This window comes from Paenibacillus agricola, assembly GCF_011440305.1.
GTDB classification, from domain to species: Bacteria; Bacillota; Bacilli; order Paenibacillales; family NBRC-103111; genus Paenibacillus_S; species Paenibacillus_S agricola.
Map to the genome: position 1 here is coordinate 88,528 of NZ_JAAOIW010000007.1, position 21,668 is coordinate 110,195.

17 protein-coding genes are annotated in these 21,668 nt (G+C 47.8%); 3 read left to right on the forward strand and 14 right to left on the reverse strand.

Going from position 1 to position 21,668, the window contains the following annotated elements; translation table 11 throughout:
• The first annotated feature begins 62 nt into the window (after positions 1-62).
• Positions 63-3,860 carry a S8 family serine peptidase gene (locus G9U52_RS19560; protein WP_166152334.1) on the forward strand — a complete coding sequence of 1,266 codons (3,798 nt, stop codon included), beginning with the start codon at positions 63-65 and terminating at the stop codon, positions 3,858-3,860.
• A gap of 120 nt (positions 3,861-3,980) precedes the next feature.
• On the opposite strand, the gene G9U52_RS19565 is transcribed toward G9U52_RS19560, so the two are convergent.
• From G9U52_RS19565 to G9U52_RS19580, 4 genes are all read right to left on the reverse strand, one after another.
• Positions 3,981-4,409: a DUF6157 family protein gene (locus G9U52_RS19565; RefSeq protein ID WP_243767447.1), complete on the reverse strand. Its 429-nt coding sequence runs from the start codon at positions 4,407-4,409 to the stop codon at positions 3,981-3,983.
• Between the two features lie 406 nt (positions 4,410-4,815).
• Positions 4,816-5,688, reverse strand: a complete 873-nt coding sequence (locus tag G9U52_RS19570) for a transposase (protein ID WP_166152336.1) — start codon at positions 5,686-5,688, stop codon at positions 4,816-4,818.
• Between the two features lie 239 nt (positions 5,689-5,927).
• The gene (locus tag G9U52_RS19575; protein ID WP_207953081.1) at positions 5,928-6,947 is read right to left on the reverse strand and encodes an SGNH/GDSL hydrolase family protein; all 1,020 of its coding nucleotides are present in this window, start codon (positions 6,945-6,947) and stop codon (positions 5,928-5,930) included.
• 232 nt (positions 6,948-7,179) lie between these two features.
• Entirely contained in the window at positions 7,180-8,319 is a 1,140-nt protein-coding gene (locus tag G9U52_RS19580; protein WP_166152338.1) for a glycerate kinase family protein, read from the reverse strand.
• Positions 8,320-8,491: 172 nt separating this feature from the next.
• On the opposite strand from G9U52_RS19580, the gene G9U52_RS19585 reads away from it, so the two are divergent.
• The gene (locus G9U52_RS19585) at positions 8,492-9,586 is read left to right on the forward strand and encodes a CdaR family transcriptional regulator (protein ID WP_166152339.1); all 1,095 of its coding nucleotides are present in this window, start codon (positions 8,492-8,494) and stop codon (positions 9,584-9,586) included.
• 12 nt (positions 9,587-9,598) lie between these two features.
• Here the strand turns inward: G9U52_RS19585 and G9U52_RS19590 are convergent, their stop codons facing one another.
• The 6 genes from G9U52_RS19590 to G9U52_RS19615 form a co-directional block, all read right to left on the reverse strand.
• Positions 9,599-11,251: a glutamine--tRNA ligase/YqeY domain fusion protein gene (locus tag G9U52_RS19590; RefSeq protein ID WP_166152340.1), complete on the reverse strand. Its 1,653-nt coding sequence runs from the start codon at positions 11,249-11,251 to the stop codon at positions 9,599-9,601.
• A 134-nt stretch (positions 11,252-11,385) separates the two neighbouring features.
• Positions 11,386-12,165 carry a glutamate racemase gene (gene murI, locus G9U52_RS19595; protein ID WP_166152341.1) on the reverse strand — a complete coding sequence of 260 codons (780 nt, stop codon included), beginning with the start codon at positions 12,163-12,165 and terminating at the stop codon, positions 11,386-11,388.
• Positions 12,166-12,335: 170 nt separating this feature from the next.
• Positions 12,336-13,193: a 3D domain-containing protein gene (locus G9U52_RS19600; RefSeq protein ID WP_243767448.1), complete on the reverse strand. Its 858-nt coding sequence runs from the start codon at positions 13,191-13,193 to the stop codon at positions 12,336-12,338.
• 266 nt (positions 13,194-13,459) lie between these two features.
• Positions 13,460-14,653 (reverse strand): MFS transporter, encoded by a 1,194-nt coding sequence (locus tag G9U52_RS19605; protein WP_166152342.1) that lies wholly within the window; start codon positions 14,651-14,653, stop codon positions 13,460-13,462.
• An 83-nt stretch (positions 14,654-14,736) separates the two neighbouring features.
• On the reverse strand, positions 14,737-14,853 hold the full coding sequence (locus G9U52_RS19610; RefSeq protein WP_166152343.1) for a Dabb family protein: 117 nt from the start codon (positions 14,851-14,853) through the stop codon (positions 14,737-14,739).
• Positions 14,854-14,863: 10 nt separating this feature from the next.
• Entirely contained in the window at positions 14,864-16,294 is a 1,431-nt protein-coding gene (locus G9U52_RS19615; protein WP_243767449.1) for a M23 family metallopeptidase, read from the reverse strand.
• 304 nt (positions 16,295-16,598) lie between these two features.
• Between G9U52_RS19615 and G9U52_RS19620 the strand changes: the two genes are divergently transcribed.
• Positions 16,599-17,861, forward strand: a complete 1,263-nt coding sequence (locus tag G9U52_RS19620) for an NAD(P)/FAD-dependent oxidoreductase (protein ID WP_166152344.1) — start codon at positions 16,599-16,601, stop codon at positions 17,859-17,861.
• Between the two features lie 125 nt (positions 17,862-17,986).
• On the opposite strand, the gene G9U52_RS19625 is transcribed toward G9U52_RS19620, so the two are convergent.
• The 4 genes from G9U52_RS19625 to G9U52_RS19640 all read right to left on the reverse strand — a co-directional run bounded on the left by G9U52_RS19625 (position 17,987) and on the right by G9U52_RS19640 (position 21,662).
• Positions 17,987-18,217, reverse strand: coding sequence for a cold-shock protein (locus G9U52_RS19625; RefSeq protein ID WP_166152345.1), 231 nt, complete (start codon positions 18,215-18,217; stop codon positions 17,987-17,989).
• A gap of 74 nt (positions 18,218-18,291) precedes the next feature.
• A complete protein-coding gene (locus tag G9U52_RS19630; protein ID WP_166152346.1) occupies positions 18,292-18,495 on the reverse strand; it encodes a cold-shock protein in 204 nt (67 codons plus the stop codon).
• A gap of 186 nt (positions 18,496-18,681) precedes the next feature.
• Positions 18,682-19,389 carry a DNA alkylation repair protein gene (locus G9U52_RS19635; protein WP_166152347.1) on the reverse strand — a complete coding sequence of 236 codons (708 nt, stop codon included), beginning with the start codon at positions 19,387-19,389 and terminating at the stop codon, positions 18,682-18,684.
• 137 nt (positions 19,390-19,526) lie between these two features.
• Complete coding sequence (locus tag G9U52_RS19640; RefSeq protein ID WP_166152348.1) at positions 19,527-21,662, reverse strand: molybdopterin oxidoreductase family protein; 2,136 nt, start codon at positions 21,660-21,662, stop codon at positions 19,527-19,529.
• Between the last annotated feature and the right edge of the window lie 6 nt (positions 21,663-21,668).

The window sequence follows — 21,668 nt, forward strand, 5'->3', positions numbered from 1 at the left end:
GAACTAACAAGCTATATTGTTTTTAAATTATACATTTCAACATTTCCCAAGGAGGCCTTTTAGTGAAAAAAACCATCCATATTCTGCTATCTACTTTACTCTTATGTGGCTTATGGAGCGGCACTGCTGGAGCACAGCTTAATGAAACAGAGGCTTTATTCAGCTCTTCCCAAATCGTTGACAATACCGCAGTGAGCAGCTTCCATAAAGCATTTATCCCTAACCAGGTGCTGGTGAAATATAAACCAGGCACAGCTTCGGCAGCTTCTCCCTTTAGTGCATCCCCAATGGTCTCCATTAAATCCATGGAAACCGATGACCATGTTGGTGCTATCAAACTGGAATTGTCTGCAGGCTCCGACGTATACCATACTATTAAAGAGTTAAATAACAATCCTGATGTGCTGTACGCACAGCCCGTTTATACGTACCAGCTGTCTGCCCCTAGCGTCTCCGCCGTTGTATACGGCGATGACTTACAGCCACAGCAGTGGGGCATCAAGGCATCCCACCTCGATTCCCTGTGGGAAAAGGTGCCGGCAAGCAAACGTGGGCTGGTCAAGATCGCGATTATCGATTCCGGCGTGGATTTCGACCATCCTGACCTTGTAGGCAGCTTGGACAAAGGCGTTAACTTTATTACGCCATCTGCCCTACCCAATGATGATAATGGCCACGGCACCCACGTGGCCGGCATCGCAGCAGCAATCACGAATAATAATGTCGGGATTGCTGGCGTAGCTGGCGGTGTCCGTATTCTACCGGTCAAAGTAACGAATGCTGAGGGCTCAGGCAATTCCCGTACAATTGGCCAAGGGATCATATGGGCGGCCGACCAAGGCGCATCCGTCATTAATTTAAGCTTAGGCGGTGATACCGTGGATCCTTATCTACAAGATACGATTCAGTACGCTCAGAAGCTAGGATCGCTTGTGGTGGCAGCGGCAGGAAATGAAAGCAACCATGCCGCTGGTCTTGATGCTCCTATTAGCTATCCAGCTGCTTATCCCGGCGTGATAAGTGTTGGGGCGATTAATGAGCCAACCGCTGAAAACATCAGCAATAACCAGACTGAGTCCTATACTTATGCCAATTTCTCGAATGTCGGACCAGAGCTTAAGCTGGTCGCCCCAGGAGTGAGAATTTATAGCACATTATTAGGCGGAGCGTATGGCAACAAAAGCGGAACCTCGATGTCAGCACCATTCGTTACCGGCTTGGCAGCAATGGTGAAAGCTGCCGACCCGTCGCTTGCTGCCAGCCAACTTCAAACGATTATTACGGCCACTGCCACCGATTTGGGCGCAGTCGGCAGAGATAACAATTACGGAAACGGCCTTATCGATGGAGCGCGTGCTTTCGAAACTCCGCGATTATTGCTGGAGCCCACACTTAGCCCTGCAACAGTGGCAACAGCGACCTATACGTATATGCCAATTACCATCAATGCCAATGATTTTAATGGCGATTTAAATACAAGCCTTCAATCTACCACTTCGGGAAATGTAGTATTGAAGGTCAGCCAATATATACCTGCAAGCGGTCAATGGGTAGCGACCGATACAGCACCTGACAAGGTGGTTGCTCTAAGTGGTGGAGCTGCGTTCGTAGGGCTCGAGCTTCCGCTCGCAGGATTGTACAGCGTAAGTGCCATAGCAGAGTCTAACGCTGTGGACAAGCTATACATCCCCTCAAACACATTGTATTCCAGAGAATTCTTGCCAGCATCCGACACGACCTTATCGGCAATAAGTATCAATAATAGCGCCATCGCGATAACTCCCAACCGTAGCTATTACGAGGCGACAGTGGATGCACCCATTGCATCCGTAGTCATTAATGCTACTGCTGCATCTGCCAAGGCTACTATTACTATTAACGGGCAAGCCTTCCAAGCAGCCTCAGGCTCCCGTACCGTCAGCCTTAATCAGGGAGAGAACTTTATTACGGTTACAGTGATTGCGGAGAATTTCACTACGCAGACCTACACTCTATTGATTTACAAGAAATATGCTTCATCCAACAATTACATTAGCAAGATTTACTATGACGAAGGTGTATTGGTTACACCCTTCAATAAAGAGACATCACATTATACACTTTACGTCAGCAATTCAACGAAAAACCTGGCCTTTGCAGCTTTATTAGAAAATAAAGAGGCTACTCTGGTCATCGATGGTGCAGCCACTCCCGACGCAACTTTACACATCTCAAGGCAGTTACAAACGGGTAGCAATCCTTTTTATGTTATTGTTACCGCCCCAGACGGTTCCGCCCGAAATTATGTATTCAACATTGTACGCTTATTCGGAGAACTAAGCACAGGTATGCTGAAAAACGTTACAATAAATAGTGGCGGGGTAGTAACCTCACCCTTGTTCAACCCAGAATTATACAGCTATCAAGCAATAGTCGACTATAGTATAACCAATCTATCCTTGTACTTGATGCCTATCCTTCCATCCACTTCAGTTAAGCTAAATAACATTGCTGTGACTGACGATACACCGGTAAACGTCTCTTTAAATGTAGGAGATAACACCTTCACGGCAACTACAATCGGAATCGATGGCGCTACCAAAACCTACACCTTCACGATTACACGCCGCCCAGCAGTAATTTCCGGCGGCGGTGGTGGCGGCGGTGGCGGCGGTGGCGGTGGTGGTGGCGGTGGTGGCGGCGGTGGCGGTGGTGGTGGCGGTGGTGGCGCAACGACCACCGAAAATACAACAGGCACTATTTCTGTTCCTGTTGCAGTCGTTATCACAGCTTCAAATGAGCAATTAAAGAATGAGCTGGAAGCTTTGGACCAGACCAAGATCACAATAGACGCCAAAACGGGTAATACAGGCTCTGGAGTCCAAGTCCAATTCAGTGCTTCCATCCTGCAACTGGCCACTGACAAAAATAAATCAATCTTTATCGATACGGGACGGCAAGTGTTCGAACTGCCTCCTGGAGCCATTGAAGTACAAGATAGCAGTGCTATCGTTAAATTCAGTGTAATCCCAACCACAGGAGCTGACATTTTAATTAAAAAGCCCGGACAATCACGGGACATTTCTTCCGTCTTCGACTTTAGCGTTTCTGTGGGTACCGATACCATCAGTGCCTTCGCCAAACCGCTGACGATCCAGTGGAAAGTTGACCTTCCTCAAGACGTTCAGCCCGCGAAGCTGGGTGTATACACCTTTAACTTGTCCAAGCAAAGCTGGGACTATGTCGGTGGAAAAAGTGATGCCGATGGGATGATTACATTTACAACCAACCATTTTTCGCAATTCGTTGTGCTCGAATACAACAAAACCTTTTCGGATATGACCACACATTGGGCCAAACCCGAGGTTGAACAACTGGCAACCAAATTTATCGTAACGGGCATTTCCGATAACATGTTTGCCCCTGAGCAGAAGCTAACCCGCGCTGAATTCGCGGCATTGCTCGTCCGGACGCTTGGCATAACAGCAGTCAAGGGCACGGGTACCTTCCAAGATGTGCAGCCAACTGACTGGTACCATGATGTCGTCTACCAAGCGTACGGTGCAGGCCTCATTGAAGGGTTAGATGCCTCTACCTTCGCCCCTAGCCAGCTTATCTCGCGTGAACAGATGGCAGCCATGATTATGCGAGCCTACAGCCTTGGAACGGGAAAACAAGAAAGTGATATCATCATCACACAAGAAGTGAACTTCATCGATGGAGAGCAGACCAGCAGTTGGGCGCAAAATAGTGTGCGACTTGCTAATGGTGTAGGTTTGCTGGGCGGTTTCCCAGATGGCAGCTTCAAGCCCCAAGATACAGCCAGCCGCGCCCAAGCGGCAGTACTGATCAAACGCCTGCTTGATACCATAGAAAAATAACCAGCAACAGCAAAAAGGGACTTAAGGCATAATATCCTTAAGTCCCTTTCTATCATAATAAACCTTCGTAGCAGTAAACTGCTATAGGCGGAGTTGACATTGAAGTTTAAAAATACAGCTTTACGAAGTCGCAACCCGTTTGTTACGCATCGCCTTAAGGAGTGTCAGTTTATTGCCTGCTTGCTCCAGAAAGTCCCGATATTCTGGCGTTTCTTTGCCATAAATAGCAATTCGTCCAACCTCATTGTAGTGAACGCCCCAGCCATATTTCTTCGGAAGTTGGGAGGCTCTTAGGCAGGGATGTGATTTTTTGAATAGATCTTCTCGAATCTGCCGGAGAATATCCCCTGATTGATCAAGCGGAATACCCTTGTGGAGCAGATACACTTGAAAAAGCAACTCCTCATGGTTATAGAAATAAGGATGCTCCTTTAGAAGCTCGTATTGTATAATGTGTGCAGGCTTTGCTTCTTTTTTAGAAATTGGAACAACACCATATTCAACCGGGCAATCAGCAGCGACTTGAATAAACGTAGCTACATACGACAATCTTCCCACCCCCTTGTTAAGCTTAGGCAAAAATTTCCATGACCCTATCATAGCAAATAAATCATACTGAACCTATTACCGAAAGGCTATTTGATACAAGTAAATTCATTATAGACAGAACATTTCCAAAGCATGCGAATTCTGGACGCGCATTGTAGCACTATGTATGATGTGATCCCATTAAATTTCACCTTGTTATTACTACCTTTACTACCTTTACTACCTTTACTACCTTATGAGCATTATCCCCATTATTCAGGAACTTCCACCACTCAATAACCATTTATTAAATATGTTAACTATGCCTCGTTAACTACATGCACTGGTCATACCTCTAGCTGGTAACGAACCTGATCGTGGATAGTCACCTAAACATGCTTATTATCAGCCCATTTTTGTGTGCCAGTTAACCGATTAAAGCTGAGTAAGTAAGCGTGGGTATACTGACACATTGACGAGTTAGATGAGTGAACATTGAAATACCTGCGTTTTCAAGCTTCATATTTATCCGATAACTAAACTCATCAAGATAAGCCTGTAAATGTTTGGGACCGATCCCATTAAATTTGTTGCTAATCCAGCAACTAGCTTCATGTACAATGTCCACAAGTTTTTTAAAGCGAAGCGGACTAAAACGGGCAGTTACACATTGTACATCAACAGTGCCAGGCGCTACCTGATATTTAATAAATACTTTTGTTCCATCAGGCACTACTAAACGCTCACGCAGATGCTCATTGGCAACAAGTTTGATTTTAATACAGGCTGGTTCTCCCTTATCGGTGATGGAGGCACCAATCAATAGAGGCTGTTCCTTTGGATGCCGTAATACTGAAGCATTATGTGGATTCCCATATATAGCACTATTGATCCTTACAATACCTGAAAGCAACTTTCCAGCATCCTGGTTCATAGCGTAGCGTATTTTATGAAGCATCAACCAAGCCGTTTTATAAGTTACACTAATAGCAGCACGAAGCTGAACAGCATTGACGCCAGTAGGCTGAAATGAGACAAGGAGCAGAGCATGGAACCATTTTTGCAGAGAGGTTTTACTGCCTTCCATCACTGTTCCAGCGAGAAGTGAAGATTGATGACGGCAAGCCGCGCACTCAAATAGTGGAATTTTACGAGTTGTGATTTTATAAGCACGGTTATGCCCACAGTATCTACAAGTAAACCCATTTGACCATTTTGTGGCCATCAGTGCTTCTATGCATGCTGCCTCCGTACTATAATGATCAAGCAACTTTTCCAAAATCATCAGCCCATCCGTCAATGTTATGCACACTCCTTTATGGAATACTACACATCTTCAGTAATCTCATCTGATCATATCTTCCAGATACTTTATCCATTAATTATACCAAACATATGTTCCATTTACAAATATTGTTTGTTTTTTAATAAGAAACGGGATTAAAAAAAGAAAAGACAGCTCCACCTGTGTAAAGGGGATACTGTCTATAAGGATTCAAACTAACTATTGCCCTCGCTGAACATGATTGTCCTTTTTGCTCATAACAGATGAGGATGAGCCTCAATTATAGGTTGCAGCTTGCCTGCTAAATTATAACCCATCTGGATATGCCCCGCTTCAGACGGATGGAGAAGATCGCAGCTAAGCCCTGCCTTATCCGATAAAATATCGCTTCCCTCGATCAGATGCAAATTCGGGCGGGATTGTGCAGCAACGAGTTCCCTTAAAATTTGCCTATAGACATCGTCCCTCAATGAAGTCTCATCGGGCTCTTTAAGCCAATTAGAAAAATTCGGATAGGTGGTAATTACCACAATGGGCTTATCTGGATGCTTACGTGTGATTTGTTCAATCAAATAAGTCGTTCGCATCTTAAATTCCTCCGGTGTAAACCACCTGCGCATATTGATGCCTAACTCTAGTGTAGCCAAGTCCCAATCTTCCCGCCCCACTAAGTAGTCGACCACTTCGGTTTCACACAAGCAGGCGCCGCTAAGACCTTGGTTTAGAACGTCCACCTTCAGCAGCCTAGCAGCTTGCTGGATGTAAGTATTCACATTATTAAGCGCTGCTCCCCCATGTGTGATCGAAGATCCGTAAGCAAGCCATCGCAGCTTGGGCACTTCATCTGCATGCGGAGGTCGTACAGCATGGCCAAATGTATCGAGCTCGTGAAAAATGGCATTGTAACGGCAAGTAAATATTCGCCATACATCCGTGGAAAAACGGCCCGCTTGCAGGAGCTCCGGCTTGATTTTATCGAACAGCTCTGGCTTTTCCAAGAGGATCGTATGCCTTACTCCAGGTTGCAGCCTATGGTGAGAGTGGACATAATCTCCCTTGAACACCATCAAGTCACCCGTTGTTTCAAGCGCTTCCATAGTAAGGCGAATCTTCCCGGCTTCCGTCACAAAACGGATCTCGCATCCGCTCGATTGAGTCGCCGCCATGCGGCCTTGGTCACCCATGCTGGCGCGGATTGACTGCGGAAAGCGTTGCAGCTTTAAGCCCGAACGAAGTGGATTTTCCTCCAGCTCAGCTATATTATGAAATTCCATTTGATAAGCTCGCATTTAATCATTCCTCACTTTTGTAAAGGATGTTAAAATTTATAATTCCCATTATATCACAGTGATTCTGAGCCTGAGGATAATAGCTATCCATAGGTTATCCACAATTTGTCCACAAAATAGCCCACTTATCAACAATTTATCAACATTTATACCAACTAGCTACAAATAGCTCACAAGAATGCAAGTATTGATAAGTAGGTTTATAGCGTATTGTAGCTTACTGCTTAGCTTGTGCATCAAAGGAACGGATAACCTGCTCGGCCGTCTGTTCCAGCAATTCAGCAGCCCTACTCATGGCCTCCTGGAGTGTCATTGGACCGGTCACTATGCTATGGACGCTTGTGATTCCAACCTCGTATAAGGCCTCAATACCTCGGCCAACAGATCCTGCTAAACAAATCGTCGGTACGCCGAATTTCTTGGCTTCTTGGGCGATGCCCATCGGTGTTTTGCCTGAGGCTGTCTGGAAATCGATTTGCCCTTCACCGGTAATAACCAAATCGGCACCCTGCAGATGGTCCTGCAAACGCGAATATTCAATTACGATATCAATCCCTCGTTTGATTGAAGCCTCGAAAAATGCTAAAAAAGCTCCACTGATCCCCCCTGCCGCTCCTGCTCCGGGAAGCTCATGCACCCGTTTACCCGTTTTCGCAGCAATCAGGTCAGCCCATGCCACCATATTCAGCTCTAGTTTCTCTACGATTTCAGGCGTCGCACCTTTTTGCGGACCGAATACATGGGATGCCCCTTGCGCACCCACGAACGGATTCTGCACGTCAGAGGCGATTAGAAAGCGGGATTCAGCAATACGCGGATCCCACTCGCTATCATCAATCACAGCAATGCGGCTTAATGTACCGCCCCCATAGCCTACGGAGTTTCCCTCGGCATCCAGCAGCTTCATACCTAAAGCCTGCAGCATGCCCGCTCCGCCATCATTCGTCGCGCTGCCACCCAGCGCCAATAGAAAGCTGCGGCAGCCCGCATCCAGTGCTTTGCGGATCAGCTCGCCAGTTCCATACGTAGTCGCGACCAGCGGGTTGCGCTTCTCCGTAGGGATTAAGTATAAGCCGGATGCGCTGGCCATCTCGATAACAGCCGTCTGATCCGGCTCCAGCAGCCCATACTCGGCTGCAACGAGGACGCCGAGCGGCCCGGTTACCGTCGCTGGCACCTTTGTGCCGCCAGCTGCGGCAATTAGGCAATCCAGCGTGCCTTCCCCGCCATCTGCGACCGGTACGAGAATGGTTTGTGCTTGCGGCATGTACCTTTTAATGCCTCGTTCAATCGCTTTAGTTGCGTCATTGGCACTAATGCTGCCTTTGAATGAATCGGGGGCTATAATAATTTTCATAAGAAATCCACCTTCCTATACATGCATTGGTTATAATAATTAAGTATAAGGGATTGCAATCGAAAAATATTCAGTTATTACCAATAAAAATAGGATGAAATCCGAGTGGTTTTTTGTATGTTAGTGGAGCGTAGATTTATGAGAAAATTGCTAAAAGGGCAGGGGGGTTGGCATGATGCTAACTGTTGAAATGGCTGAGCATATTGTCCGCGAAACCATGGAACGATTACATAGGAACATCAATATGATGGACACCTCTGGGCGCATCATCGCTTCCGGCGACCGCTTCCGGCTAGGGGAGCAGCATGAAGGGGCGGTCGAAGCGATCCGAACGGGACAGCCGCTCCTAATCGACGAAGCGAACCGGGAGGAATGGAAGGGATGCCAATGCGGGATTAACATCCCTGTGCTGTTTCACCAGCAAATTGTTGGTGTAATCGGTATAACGGGACAACCGGCTGAGGTGTCAGAGCTTGGCGAACTGGTGAAGATGGCCACAGAACTAATGCTGAATCAAGCTTTCCTTTTATCCCAAAAGGAATGGCGCAACCGCACCAAAGAAATCGTCATCGAGGAGCTGCTTAAAGCCGGTTCGGACGCCCGTAAGATAGAAGAGCGCCTGCAGCTACTTCGATTGCAGCTACAAGCGCCTTTTTATGTGATAATGGTGCGAACAGAATCCAGCTTTTCCTACAATGATCCGCTTGCTGCCAAAATTGAGCTCTGGCTAGGGGGCAAGCACGAGCTGGTTGGAGTATTAGATACGCATCGGCTATTCATTCTGCTCTCTAAAATGGACCAGGACCGCCTGAGCAGCAGGCTGGATTGGCTCTCCGCAGAGCTTTACCAATCTGGTCTCCAGTTTCAGATTGGATGCTCCTTGCAGGTCACAGGGCTTGATGCCGTTGCTATAGCCTATCAGGAAGCTGAAGCGGCACTTCGTTATGGCAGTAAGGACAAGCCTTGGAGCAGCTATGCTGGGCTGGAGCCGCAAACCATTGTCCAAAAATCTGATGAAGCTACAAAGCAACGGTTCGTTAAACGGATTTTCCCAGATTTATCAGAGCAATCCGTACTTACTTTGCAAACCTTCTTTAATTGCGATCTGAATATTCAGGAAGCGGCGCAGGCCTTGTTCGTGCACAGAAATACTTTAATTTATCGCCTGAAGCGCATCAAGGAGCTGACTGGCTACGATCCACAAAGCTTTAAAGACGCCGCAGCACTGCAAATCGCCATATGGATTTATGAGCACCCAGACAATTAGCCTTTACACACCTTAAACAACAAACGAGCTTTTCAAAGATACAATGCGATTAAACACGGGCTTGCTAGGCTCTGAAAGCTTAGGATCCACGTTAAAATAACCATGGCGGAAAAATTGCAGCTTGTCATGTGCTTGGGTTGAACTCATATTGGGCTCCACGAAGCCTTGAATGACCTCCAAAGAATTCGGATTAATGTGCTCCATAAATGAATCGCTGTCGCCTTTTTCCTCATCCAGAATCAAAGGCTCGTACAAACGGAACTCAGCTGGCAGCGCTTGGCTTGCTTCCACCCAATGGATCGTCCCCTTCACCTTGCGTCCCGAAAACCCGCTGCCACTTTTCGTTTCGATATCGTAGGTGCAGTGGATTTCTATTACATTCCCCTGTTCATCCTTGACAAAATCATTGCATTTTATAAAATAGGCATTTTTAAGGCGTACCTCGTTGCCTGGAAACAGACGGAAATATTTGTTGGGCGGATTTTCCATAAAATCATCTTGCTCAATATAAATTTCCCGAGAGAACGGGATTTCACGATTGCCCAGCTCTGGATTCTCGGAATTATTTTCGGCCTCTAGCAATTCTGTCTGACCTTCTGGATAATTCGTGATTACAACCTTTAGCGGCCGAAGCACAGCCATCGTTCTCAAAGATTTCAGCTTCAAATCCTCGCGGATAAAATGCTCCAGCAGCCGCTCGTCGACCGTGCTGTTGCTTCTGGCAACCCCTACTTCACGCACAAAGCTTCGGATTGCTTCCGGTGTAAAGCCCTTGCGGCGCAGCCCACTTATAGTTGGCATGCGTGGATCATCCCAAGCATCGACGATTTTCTCATCGACCAGCTGCTTGAGGAACCGTTTGCTCATTACCGTATTGGTAATATTGAGGCGTGCAAATTCGTATTGCTTCGGTTGGTGCTCCATCTCGCATTCTTGGACGACCCAATCGTAAAATGGGCGTTGGTCTTCAAATTCCAGTGTGCAAATCGAATGGGTTACGCCTTCAATTGCATCCTCTAACGGATGGGCATACGCATACATGGGATAGATACACCATTGGTCGCCAGTATTGTGATGCGTCGTATGTGAAATGCGGTACAAGGCCGGGTCCCGCAAGTTGATATTGGGCGAGCTCATGTCAATTTTGGCGCGCAATATTTTATCGCCATCCTTGAATTCACCGGCACGCATACGTGCAAACAGATCCAAATTCTCCTCGATGCTGCGATTGCGGTGAGGGCTATCCTGACCGGGTTGGGTCAATGTTCCTCGGGTAAGGCGCATTTCCTCGGCAGATTGGTCATCGATATAAGCTTTTCCTTTTTTAATTAGCAGCACAGCTCTCTGGTACATTTCTTCGAAATAATCCGAGGCAAAAAACAAACCATCCCACTCGAAGCCCAGCCACCGGACGTCCTCTTTAATGGCTTCCACATATTCGTTATCCTCTTTAAGAGGATTCGTATCGTCAAAACGCAGATTCGTTCGCCCCTTGAATTCGTCAGCCAGCTCAAAATTAAGGCAAATCGATTTGGCATGGCCAATGTGCAAATAACCGTTGGGTTCCGGAGGGAAGCGGGTGATGATTTGGTCAACCTTGCCCGATTGTAAATCGTCAATTACAATATTTTTAATAAAATGGGAGGATGCAGACGGATTATCCAATTACAATCAACCTTTCTCATGCAGTAGTTTATACCCTATCATACACAAAAACGCCACGAAATATAATGCTTGAATCTATGAATCTATGAAATTTCTTGTAAACTCCTTGAAATGCACTTGAAATGCATTCCTGTTCAGGTATTAGCAGCTTGATAAATATCCAGCGCCCGCTTCATCCTCAGCCGATATTCTCCGCTGTTGTCCGAACAGGCGAATTGCACCATGCCGCTGCCTGAACCTTCACGCAAGGAGCGATCATTCAGCAGCTCACCAAGGCGATTTACCGTCCCGATGCTGCCGTCAATAATCTGAATATGCTTAGGCAGCAGCTCTGATAAAATCTGTCTGTAAAAGGGATAATGTGTACAGCCTAAAACTACAGTTCCGTAATGCTCCAGCCTGTAGGGCGCAAACTTGGCTGTGAAATAATCAACCATCAAGGCACGGTCAAACTGCAGAGATTCGCAGTATTCAACCAGCTCAGGAAGCGGTAGTGAATCCACAATGCTCATATCGTCTATGCGGTTCACTAGCTCGATGTATTTGGACTCGCGCAGCGTTAAAGGCGTGGCAAGCACCAGCACGCGCCTTCCGTTCAAGCGACTCAATTGTACCGCTGGCTTGACTGCTGGCTCCATGCCGATAATCGGTATGGAGGGATGCTTGAGCCTCAGTTCTGCGATGGCAATGCTTGTGGCCGTGTTACAGGCGACGACCAGCGCTTTAATGTCTAACTTCATCATCGTATCCACAGCGTCAAAAATGTATTGCTTGACCTCATCCTTGGGCTTTGTTCCGTAAGGGACATGAAGCGTATCTGCATAATACAAAAAGTCCTCCTGCGGAAAGCGCCTTATGCCTTCGTGCAGAACCGTAATGCCGCCTAGTCCCGAATCAAAAAAAGCTATCCTCATGTCTCCACCTGATTCGTAAAAGAATGTATTCCGTGTTAATGCTGACTAAATTCATTATACCTATAAAACGCGGAAAACCAATAGGCCATCCAGCCAGTTCGGCTAGGATGGTCTATTGAACCGCTTGTCTCAGTATTTAGCCAATCTATATTTTGCTTGCGCAAGCCCGCTTATTCAGCAGCAGTCTCTGTGGATAATACATAGACTTTTACATCCCGTTTTACACCAAAGTGGACGGCTTGGTTTAAGTCCTCCATGAATACGTCGATTCTTGCGCCGCGCACAGCCGAACCGGTATCCTCAGCAGTACGAACACCGATGCCGTCAATGAAGACATCGGTGCCAATCGGAATAATTGCAGGATCCACGGCAATGGTTCGCCCTTCCTCGGCCCTGCTGCCGCTGTAGGTGATACCGTAGGCAGCGTGTTCTTTGGTTTTGCCGGTAGACTCTTCCCCAGCTGTATAAGCAGTCAAGGTTGATTTCATCACCTGCCTGATGATTTTATTCTGGCCATCAGGCAGCTGGATAGCTGCTTCTTCCGCAGGAATAACCAGCTGCTCGCCCGCAATCAGCCGGTAAGGATCTTCAATCTCGTTTTCCACGGTAAGCGAAGCTTCGGATACGCCAAAGGTCTGCGATATATGCTCAAGGGTATCGCCAGGATTGATTTGATAGGAAAAGGGCTGCGGCTGCGCAGCCTGTTCCGTCTGTGCACTCTGTTCAGTCTGTGCACTCTGCTCCGCAGCTGGGACTTCCATGGCGCGCGACTGCTCCACCTCTGCTTGCGCCATCCTGGTTTCCACCTGTGCCTTCCCCGTTTCAGGATTGGAGCCATGTACCTTGTCTTCATTGAAGGCGAACGAACCCACCTTTAATTCTCCATCAAAGCTTATTGCATAGGTATGCAGGTTTAAATTGAATCCAAGTGCCAAAAAAAGCACAAACATTCCGAATACTCTTGCATTCGTTTGAAACACGTTTTGTTGCAAGTTTTGTTGCATGTGTTCAAGTATTTTTTGAAGCATATTTAGTAATCCTCCTGCAATTTTTCGCAAAAAATCTATTCGCAAGCATAGACCTTAAGCTCTCTAGCAATAGCTTCTGCACATAATTTGCTATTGCTAGTAGTAGAGTTACCCGATTTGAAGCAGGCTAAACCTTCCATTTTTTGTAAAAATTCATTTTTCCTATACCCACTATGGTCAAAATAAAACAAAAAAAGAGTCCGCAAAGCGAGACTCTTTTGATCTTCAATCCTTTTAAAATGCATATTTTTTCCATATAAAATAGTTTACGCTTTGTGAACGGCAACCGGAGCGGCCGGCTTCTGCCGCAGCATATAGTGAGTTAGTACCGCCGATGCACAGCCGAGGGCTCCGATAATAATAAAGCCTTCTTTTAACGTTAGCATGTCGCCTGCCACTCCCATAAAAAACGGTCCGACGAACATCCCTAATCCATAAATCGCCTGGTAAAAACCCATCGCTGTCGCACGTTTATCAGGATGCATATGCTTGATGCTGAGCGACATGAGAATCGGCGTAGCCAGCCCGCGCCCGAAGCCTGCGATTGCCTGTGTGAAGATCAGCCAGCCTAATCCCGTCGTAAAGGGGATGACCATGCTAAAGAGCCCGCACAAAATAAACCCAAAAATAATAATCGACTTCTCGCCGAAGCGATTCGCCAAATGCCTTCCCCCTACCCAAGCGGCCACTGCCGTCGGAAAGGTCGAGAAAAACGTCAATAGCCCCATATCCAGCTTCGTCGCATGAAGCGATAACGCATATACCGGAGTAAAGCCGAAAACGGTTGCAAAGGTTAAAATTTGGAATAAAATCGCCAGTACCGAAACTACCATCAAGGTGCGGTCGCTGGCCACTTCGAGCACTCCGCGAGCGGTAATCTTCTGTGCATTATCATCGAACTTCTCGACCAGGAAAAACGAAGCCGCCATCCCTATCATGCCTACACAGGCACCAAGCAGGAATGAAGATTCCCATCCATACATATCGGCAAACCAGCCACCACTCAGTATGCCCAGCATCTGGCCTAACGTATTGTATACGGTGATCGTACCGATCGCCTTGGTCGTCTCATCCTTCTTGTAATAGCTCGTAAACAAGATCGTAAAATCGACCCAAGTCGCCGCAGCAGCTCCTGCCAATGCACGCAAGATGAGGATCCAGGTCAGGCTATCTGTTACCAGGATACCCGCGCCTGCCAGCACTGAGAACGCCAGGCCAAAGGTGATGAACAGCTTTCTTTTATGAAAGCGGTCGGATATGATACCTACAGGAATACGTAGAAGCATTTGGCTGAAACCATACATGCCCACAATTAGGCCGGCCATTTTATGCGAGGCACCAAGGCTTTCTACATAGGCTGTCAGAATGGGCACGCACGTATACATCGAAAACCAAAACAATAGTGTAACGATACAAAATAAAGGAATGCGGTAGGAGCTTGGAGCCGTTGCCGAAGTCATGTGTTCTCCTTTCGTTAGCTAAAGTGGGTGCATAGGATAGCTGGATAGCTGAGGATGGCTGATAATCAGCCTATTCCCCACGTTTAATTGAAGACGATTACATCAGCAAAATGCTGCTTGATCCGGTTCACCGTAGATTGATGCTGCTCGCTGGATAAATAAGCATCAAATGCCGCTTGGTCGCGGAAGCCAACGCGCATGCCGACCTGTCTACTGGCCTTCTGCCGGTGTTGTCCATTGGAAAGGTGTTGTATCAAAAAACAGGTTCGGGTTGACCGGTACATTATGGGCCCAGAATGTAAAATGAAGATGTGGCCCCGTGGAAAAACCCGTCGTACCCACTAGCCCTATAATATCGCCTTGCTTAACATAGTCTCCAGCACTAACAAGAAGCTCCGACATATGGGCATATTGGGAGAATAACCCCATACCATGGTCGATATAGATCGAGTTGCCTGTCAAATAAAGCATATCCGACAATGCAACGATCCCGTCATTGGTTGCTTTGATAGGCGTACCTTCCTTAGCCGCCAAATCCAGTGCACGATGGCTGCTGTCGAACTTCCCATTTACGTAACGGGTATAGCCATAAGGGGTCGTTAATCTCCCTTCAACTGGAATGATGTAATTGGAGACGCCCAGAAATTCCGCCTGCGATTGGCTGCGCGCCAAATCGATTTTTTTCTGATCCGCTTGGATACGGCTTGTATCCTGCTTCATACTTTCCATCTGCTTAGTCACCTGCAAATATTGGGTTTGGAACTTCTTGGCTGTGATCGTAAGTACCGTATCCCCGATCGGATAGCTGCCTGCCTTCAGTCCAATGGAGATGGGCAAATAAGTAAAATAACCTGTCCCGAACGGCTCAAGCGTATACGTTTTGCCTTCCCATTCTACCTCTCCCGGCTGCTGGTGGCGCACCAGAACTACATCCCCAGGGGATGCGGTATCTGGCATTAGCGTCCAACTGGCCTCCATCGCTTTTTGGGCTGCCGCTTGCTCTGCATAGAAGGAGGTCTCCTTCACGGCTGCCAGGATCTGTCCATGCTCGGCTTGTATTTGAACCGCGATGTCGGCCGTAACCTTGCTGCTCCAGTTCGTGCCTCCATCCACCGTAACCCAAAGCGGCGCTTCGGCAGCCGTCCCGCTCACAAGCATCGCCCAGCCAACATTGCGGCTTAGAAACTGTGACTTATGCACCGCATACTCCTGGGCTTGGACCTGGATCGAAGGCGGGCTTAGATCCTTGCCGCTCAGCCAGCTTACGGCTGCTGTTTCTTCGTCGCCGTTTGCTTGGGGCACACTTGCAGCCTCAGCGGGTGCTGGCAACCAGGTCACGCCACCATCCTCTGTCGCTACTACACCATCGCTGTATCGAGCCCAGCCTTGATTGAAATTTGCCATATGGAAATCAAGCAGCTCTCTTTTAGAAGCGGCAGTGATGGGAGCGGTTACACCAGCTCCATTGCCCGTTATCGCACTTGTGATACCTGGGGCATTGCTATAATAAACAAACCATAAAATTGCAGCGGCAATAGACAGCAAAACTGGAAAAACTAGCAATTTGGCAAGGCTCATTTTAGGGGATCCGGCTCCTTTGACAGCTGATCTTTTGGGGTACGCCATTCTTTGAAGCTCCATTATTGTATGCTCCTCCTTTGTGGGGATTTTCGATTGATCTTGCCGACACTTCCCCTCTATATTACGACAATCCCGTCCACGTTTCCATGACTATATCACAATCATTTTCGGGTGGAATATATAGCGGATTCGAACTTATTTGTCAAGTGTTTTTATTTCAAAGGTTTCAGCAGGACACCCTTATGGTTAAAAGTTGTATGTAACTACTAATTTAACTACTTGTTCATGTAAATCGTCCAGAGCCAAACATAGATAGTTTTCATATTTTTAGAATTGGATTGTAATAGGAAAAGGGGGGCTTATTATGGAAGGCATCGAATCCCAAAAATTGCACCATGGCAGCTTATATTGGCCAACAACTTTACCTCCATCCCAGATCCCCAGCTACCCTTCGTTGGAAGGGCAAATCACTGCGGAGGTGGCGATTATCGGAGGCGGTATAACCGGGGCGTTATGTGCAGCCGTTATGGCGAGATCCGGAATTAAAACGGTATTAGTCGAGGGGAACCGTGTAGCTTCTGGAAGCACAGCGGCCAATACAGGGCTGCTGCAGTTTTCCAATGATATTATGCTAAATGAGCTAGCCGAAAAAATTGGAGAGGCTGAAGCCGTCCGGTTTTACGGAGAATGCCGTAAAGCATTGGTGAGCCTAGCCCAGCTGGATGAAGATATCCCTTTCGAGACCGGCTTCCACGTTCGCAGCAGCCTATACTGTGCCAGTACATCCAGTGATGTACCGAAGTTATTCAAAGAATATTCAATGCTGCGTAAGCATGGGTTTCCTGTCGAATGGGGTTCGCCGCATAACGTGGGACACCACCTGCCGATCCGGAAGCCTGCTGCATTGGTCACACACGGGGATGCAGAAATCAATCCAGTCAAGTTTGCCCATGGATTAATTGCTGAGGCTGCACAGAAAGGTGCACTTATTTATGAACATACAAAGGTGCAGGAAGTAAAGCGTGTGGGCGAAAAATTCGTGATTACAACCGATTTTGGTGAAATTATAGCCAATCGTGTTGTCCGCGCAGTAGGTTATGTGCCCGGCGTATCTAATTCCACCCAGCTTAAGCCGATTCTCAAGCGCTCTTACGCTTTGGTCACCCCTGCTAATTCATTGCCTGATGCCTGGCCCTATGATTGCATGATGTGGGAAACCGCCCGTCCTTACTTCTATTTCCGTACAACCCCTGACGGCCGGCTAATTGCCGGGGGTATGGATGAAAACCAAGCCGATCCGGTCACTGACACCGATTATCTTGTTAAGCGAACCCAATTGCTATTAGCAGAGCTTCGCAAGCTATTCCCAGGAAACCATTGGGAAGCCGAGCATGCTTGGTGTGGCACCTTCGGCGAATCGGAGGATGACCTTCCCTTCCTAGGCGAAACGCCTGAACAGCCGGGAATCTTCCACGCTCTTTCATGTGGTGGCAATGGCACGGTCTACGGCATGATCGCGGCAGAAATGCTGCGTAACCGCATCTTGGGGCTTGACCATCCGATGGATGCCCTGCTTGCCCCTAAACGCCAGATCCAGAACCGTGAGACGGTTCTCCGGTCGGTGTAAGCCGATCCGCCTAGCTTGGGGGCTAGCTAGTCCCCAAGCTAGGCGCACTACGAAAAAGGACCGCCCATATGGGCGGTCCTTTTTCACGGTATGAAGAAACATTTCGAATAGCAGCCTTTTGGGTGCTAGGAAATCTGAACACCTTTTTTGAGGGACTTAAAATTGTTGTTCGTATTGGACAACATGGGCAGCATTCTCATGCTACTAACCATAGGTGCCTGGCACGAGCTACAGATCGGTACCGATGCAAATGCAAAGTTATCTCTCATCCAACCCATACAGCCTTCATTTTCACAAGACCAAATCGCGGTATTTTCTTCAGGAATATCCTCTAACGACTTTTTCCGAAAATACATGATTAGCCTCCTCCATGGTTTCAAAAAAAATCTGCCCCCAACACGAGTTAAGGGCAGCTCTGGTACTTTTTAAATTATAGCTTTACAACGTTCTCAGCTTGGGGTCCACGGTTGCCTTGAACTACGTTGAATTCTACTTGTTGACCTTCGTCTAAAGATTTGAATCCGTCGCCAGTGATTGCGGAGAAATGTACGAATACGTCATTTCCACCTTCGATTTCGATAAAACCAAAGCCTTTTTCTGCGTTAAACCATTTTACTGTACCTGTTTGTGCCATTATTGTATTACCTCCAAATTTTATTAACATGCTGTTTTTATTGTTTAAACAAATAAAAAATTCACACATTGGAAAAGGTTCCATTCTGTAATGCTAACCCTTTGCAATATGCGAATATTGTGTCGGCTTCACGATTAATTACATCATACCACACATATTCGCTGAAGGCAAGTTAAGTCAAGCATCCTAACAAATACAAGTCTTTTTCTTCACCCCGAGCTTTCCTGCTGCTTTCATTTTCTCCATATAAGCCGTTGCCAACGGAACCTTGCAGGCGGTTTGCCCCATGTTCACCTCAACCTTACCCATTCGATCGGCAATTTCAAGAGCTTCCTCATATAAAGCAGCGACGGATGTACCAGCAACAATTACAAAGCTGTTCATACAATAACGCACACGGTTTCGTTCTCCATGGATTGTTGCCTTCACCTGCTGGAGGTAGTGCCTGATTTCTTGTAGATCCAGCTTAGCATCGGCCGTTATCGAGATGTAGTTCGCATATGTACACCATCCACTCGAAACTATTCTTTCCTCTTTTTCCTGTATCCATACCTCAGCCAGCTCCCTTGCAAAATAACTTTCCGCCGCCACTCCCCCTACCGTATATTCGGAAAGCATATACCAATTTGCTTGGACCGCCCACGCTTGGAGCAGTTCTTTAGACATCCGGGCAGGGTTGACCGACAGTCCAGCCAAATACATAGCATCGCTATTTCCCGTTGCATACAAGGCCTCCGCCAATTCTTGGTCTTTCTTAACCTCCTTGACTAGCTTCTTCAAATCTCCGACTTTCACTCCAAATAAGGGCTCCTGAGCTCCGTGCCGAATGAACGTCCGTTTGGTCTGCTCTGAGCCAAGCTGCTCCAGCTTGACCATAATCTGCTCTACCTTCATTATTTCACCCGCCTTATCTGGTTTTCCATTAGTATACCCTAATCCCAGCACAGCCTCAGATGGATTTTTACATGCAGAACAAAAGCACCGCCCAGATCGCTGGACAGTGCTCCTTATATAACTTCAGTTTTAACCTTTTAATCCACTCGCTCGATTCGTACAGCGCAAATTTTGAATTCCGGCATCCGGCTTGTGGGATCCAAAGCATCATTCGTAATCCGGTTGATCGATAGCTCCTCGCCCCAATGGAAAGGAACAAACACAGTACGAGGCTGAATGCCCTCGGTAACCTTCACTTGGAATACAAGTGACCCACGGCGGCTCGTGATCCGAATCTTGCTGTCGGTTCCCAGACCAATCTTACCGGCTAACCAAGGATGGATTTCGGCAATCGGAACGGGTGCTTTCTTATTAAGCCCTTCGGTGCGGCGCGTCTGCACCCCGCTTAAATAGTGGCCGCCCACCCGCCCTGTAGTCAGCACGAAAGGGTAGTCTTTGTCGATCGGCTCAGCCGGCATCTTCGGTGTGATCCCGAACAATCGGGCTTTACCATCTGGATGGTTAAATCGATCCTTGAACATGTAGGGGGTTCCTGGATGGCCCTTGGCGGGGCATGGCCAAAAGATCCCTTTTTCCTGGATTAATCGTTCATAGGTGATCCCGCTATAATCGGCCTTGCCGCCTGCTGTTGCCAGAGCCAGCTCGTTGAATACATCCTCGATACCCTCATATTGAAAATAGCGGCCGCGGCCTAGCGCGTCGGCAAGCTCAGAGATGAAGCGATAATCCAGCTTGCTGTTGCCCGGCGACTCGAGCACCTGCGCTCTGTGGAACACGCGGCCCTCCAGGTTGGTCAACGTGCCTTCCCCTTCGAGGAAGGAGGAGCCGGGAAGCAGCCAATGCGCATACTTCGCTGTTTCGCTTTCGAAGAGGTCTACGACAACCAGCAGCTCCAGCTTTTTCAAAGCCCTTTCGACCAAGGAGCTGTTAGGGCTGGATACAATTGGATTCGAGCCCAGCACAATCATCGCTTTAATTTCGCCCTCGTCGATCTTTTGCAGCATTTCATATGCTGATACGCCTTTACCGGGAAGCTCCTCCGGCTCAATCCCCCATACCTTCGCCACATATTCGCGTGCCGCCGGATCTTCGATCAGCCGGTACCCTGGCAATTGGTCAGCCTTTTGCCCGTGCTCACGGCCGCCTTGACCATTAGCTTGGCCGGTAATCGTGCCAAACCCACAGCCTTTTCTGCCAATTTTTCCGGTAATGAGTGCAAGATTGATATAGTTCAAGGTGTTTTCTACACCGTTGACCTGCTGCTCCAGCCCGCGTGCGGTTAAGACGATACCTGTCTCGGCTTTAGCAAAGCCTCGCGCAATCGTACGGACAACACCTTCCAGAACACCAGTCAGCGCTTCCACCCTCGCTGCTGTATACGGCTTTACGGTTTCGGAAAGCTGGTCCAGTCCAACAGTGCGCTCTCTAACGAAGCTTTCCGCATGAAGCCGCTCGGTCAGGATGACGTTCAGCAGTCCATTGATGAAGACCGAATCAAAACCAGGCTGCAGCCGAACATGGATATCAGCCAGCTTGGAGGTCATCGTATTGCGTGGATCTATCGTAACGATGATAGCCCCGTTTTTCTTCGCTTCCATTAAATAGGGCATCATCGTCGGCTGGCATTCCGCGATATTCGTGCCGGCTAATATAATATATTTGGCATGAGGAATTTCCGAAAGCGGCATCGGCATCCCGCGGTCAATCCCAAAGGCCTGGTTGCTGGCTGCGGCTGCGGACGACATGCAATACCGGCCGTTATAATCGATATATTTGGAGCGAAGCGCAACGCGTGTAAATTTGCCCAGCAAATAGCTGACCTCGTTCGTAAGCGATCCGCCTCCATAGACGGATACTGCGTCGTTGCCATACTTAGCTTGGATCTCTTGGATTCGGCTGGCGATATCCTTGTAGGCGTCCTTCCAGGATGCCTGCTGCCAAGCGCCTGCCTGCGGACGGGAGCGATCAGCCTTATATAGAGGCTCCAATATTCGCTCTGAATGGAGCACATGCTCCAAGGATAGCAGCCCTTTTTGGCATAGCCGCCCGGTTGCTACCGGAAAGTCCGGGCTCGGTTTCACTACGAGGCCCGGACTTTTTTCACTAGGAAGCAGCATCAAGCTACATTGCATACTACAAAAGCAGCAGTGGGATGTTAAAGTTTTATTCGCTACATTCGTTGTGGTCACAGCTATAGGTACAATCGCGGCCATCCCTCA

Excerpts from the sequence above, each read along its gene's own strand:
- G9U52_RS19605 (WP_166152342.1), bottom strand. The coding sequence starts at position 14,653 with ATGACTTCGGCAACGGCTCCAAGCTCCTACCGCATTCCTTTATTTTGT.
- G9U52_RS19630 (WP_166152346.1), bottom strand. The coding sequence starts at position 18,495 with ATGGCACAAACAGGTACAGTAAAATGGTTTAACGCAGAAAAAGGCTTT.
- G9U52_RS19610 (WP_166152343.1), bottom strand. The coding sequence starts at position 14,853 with ATGCGCGTTGGCTTCCGCGACCAAGCGGCATTTGATGCTTATTTATCC.
- G9U52_RS19580 (WP_166152338.1), bottom strand. The coding sequence starts at position 8,319 with ATGAAAATTATTATAGCCCCCGATTCATTCAAAGGCAGCATTAGTGCC.
- G9U52_RS19640 (WP_166152348.1), bottom strand. The coding sequence starts at position 21,662 with ATGGCCGCGATTGTACCTATAGCTGTGACCACAACGAATGTAGCGAAT.
- G9U52_RS19585 (WP_166152339.1), top strand. The coding sequence starts at position 8,492 with ATGATGCTAACTGTTGAAATGGCTGAGCATATTGTCCGCGAAACCATG.
- G9U52_RS19620 (WP_166152344.1), top strand. The coding sequence starts at position 16,599 with ATGGAAGGCATCGAATCCCAAAAATTGCACCATGGCAGCTTATATTGG.
- G9U52_RS19615 (WP_243767449.1), bottom strand. The coding sequence starts at position 16,294 with ATGGAGCTTCAAAGAATGGCGTACCCCAAAAGATCAGCTGTCAAAGGA.
- G9U52_RS19575 (WP_207953081.1), bottom strand. The coding sequence starts at position 6,947 with ATGGAATTTCATAATATAGCTGAGCTGGAGGAAAATCCACTTCGTTCG.
- murI (WP_166152341.1), bottom strand. The coding sequence starts at position 12,165 with ATGAGGATAGCTTTTTTTGATTCGGGACTAGGCGGCATTACGGTTCTG.
- G9U52_RS19635 (WP_166152347.1), bottom strand. The coding sequence starts at position 19,389 with ATGAAGGTAGAGCAGATTATGGTCAAGCTGGAGCAGCTTGGCTCAGAG.
- G9U52_RS19600 (WP_243767448.1), bottom strand. The coding sequence starts at position 13,193 with ATGCTTCAAAAAATACTTGAACACATGCAACAAAACTTGCAACAAAAC.
- G9U52_RS19625 (WP_166152345.1), bottom strand. The coding sequence starts at position 18,217 with ATGTATTTTCGGAAAAAGTCGTTAGAGGATATTCCTGAAGAAAATACC.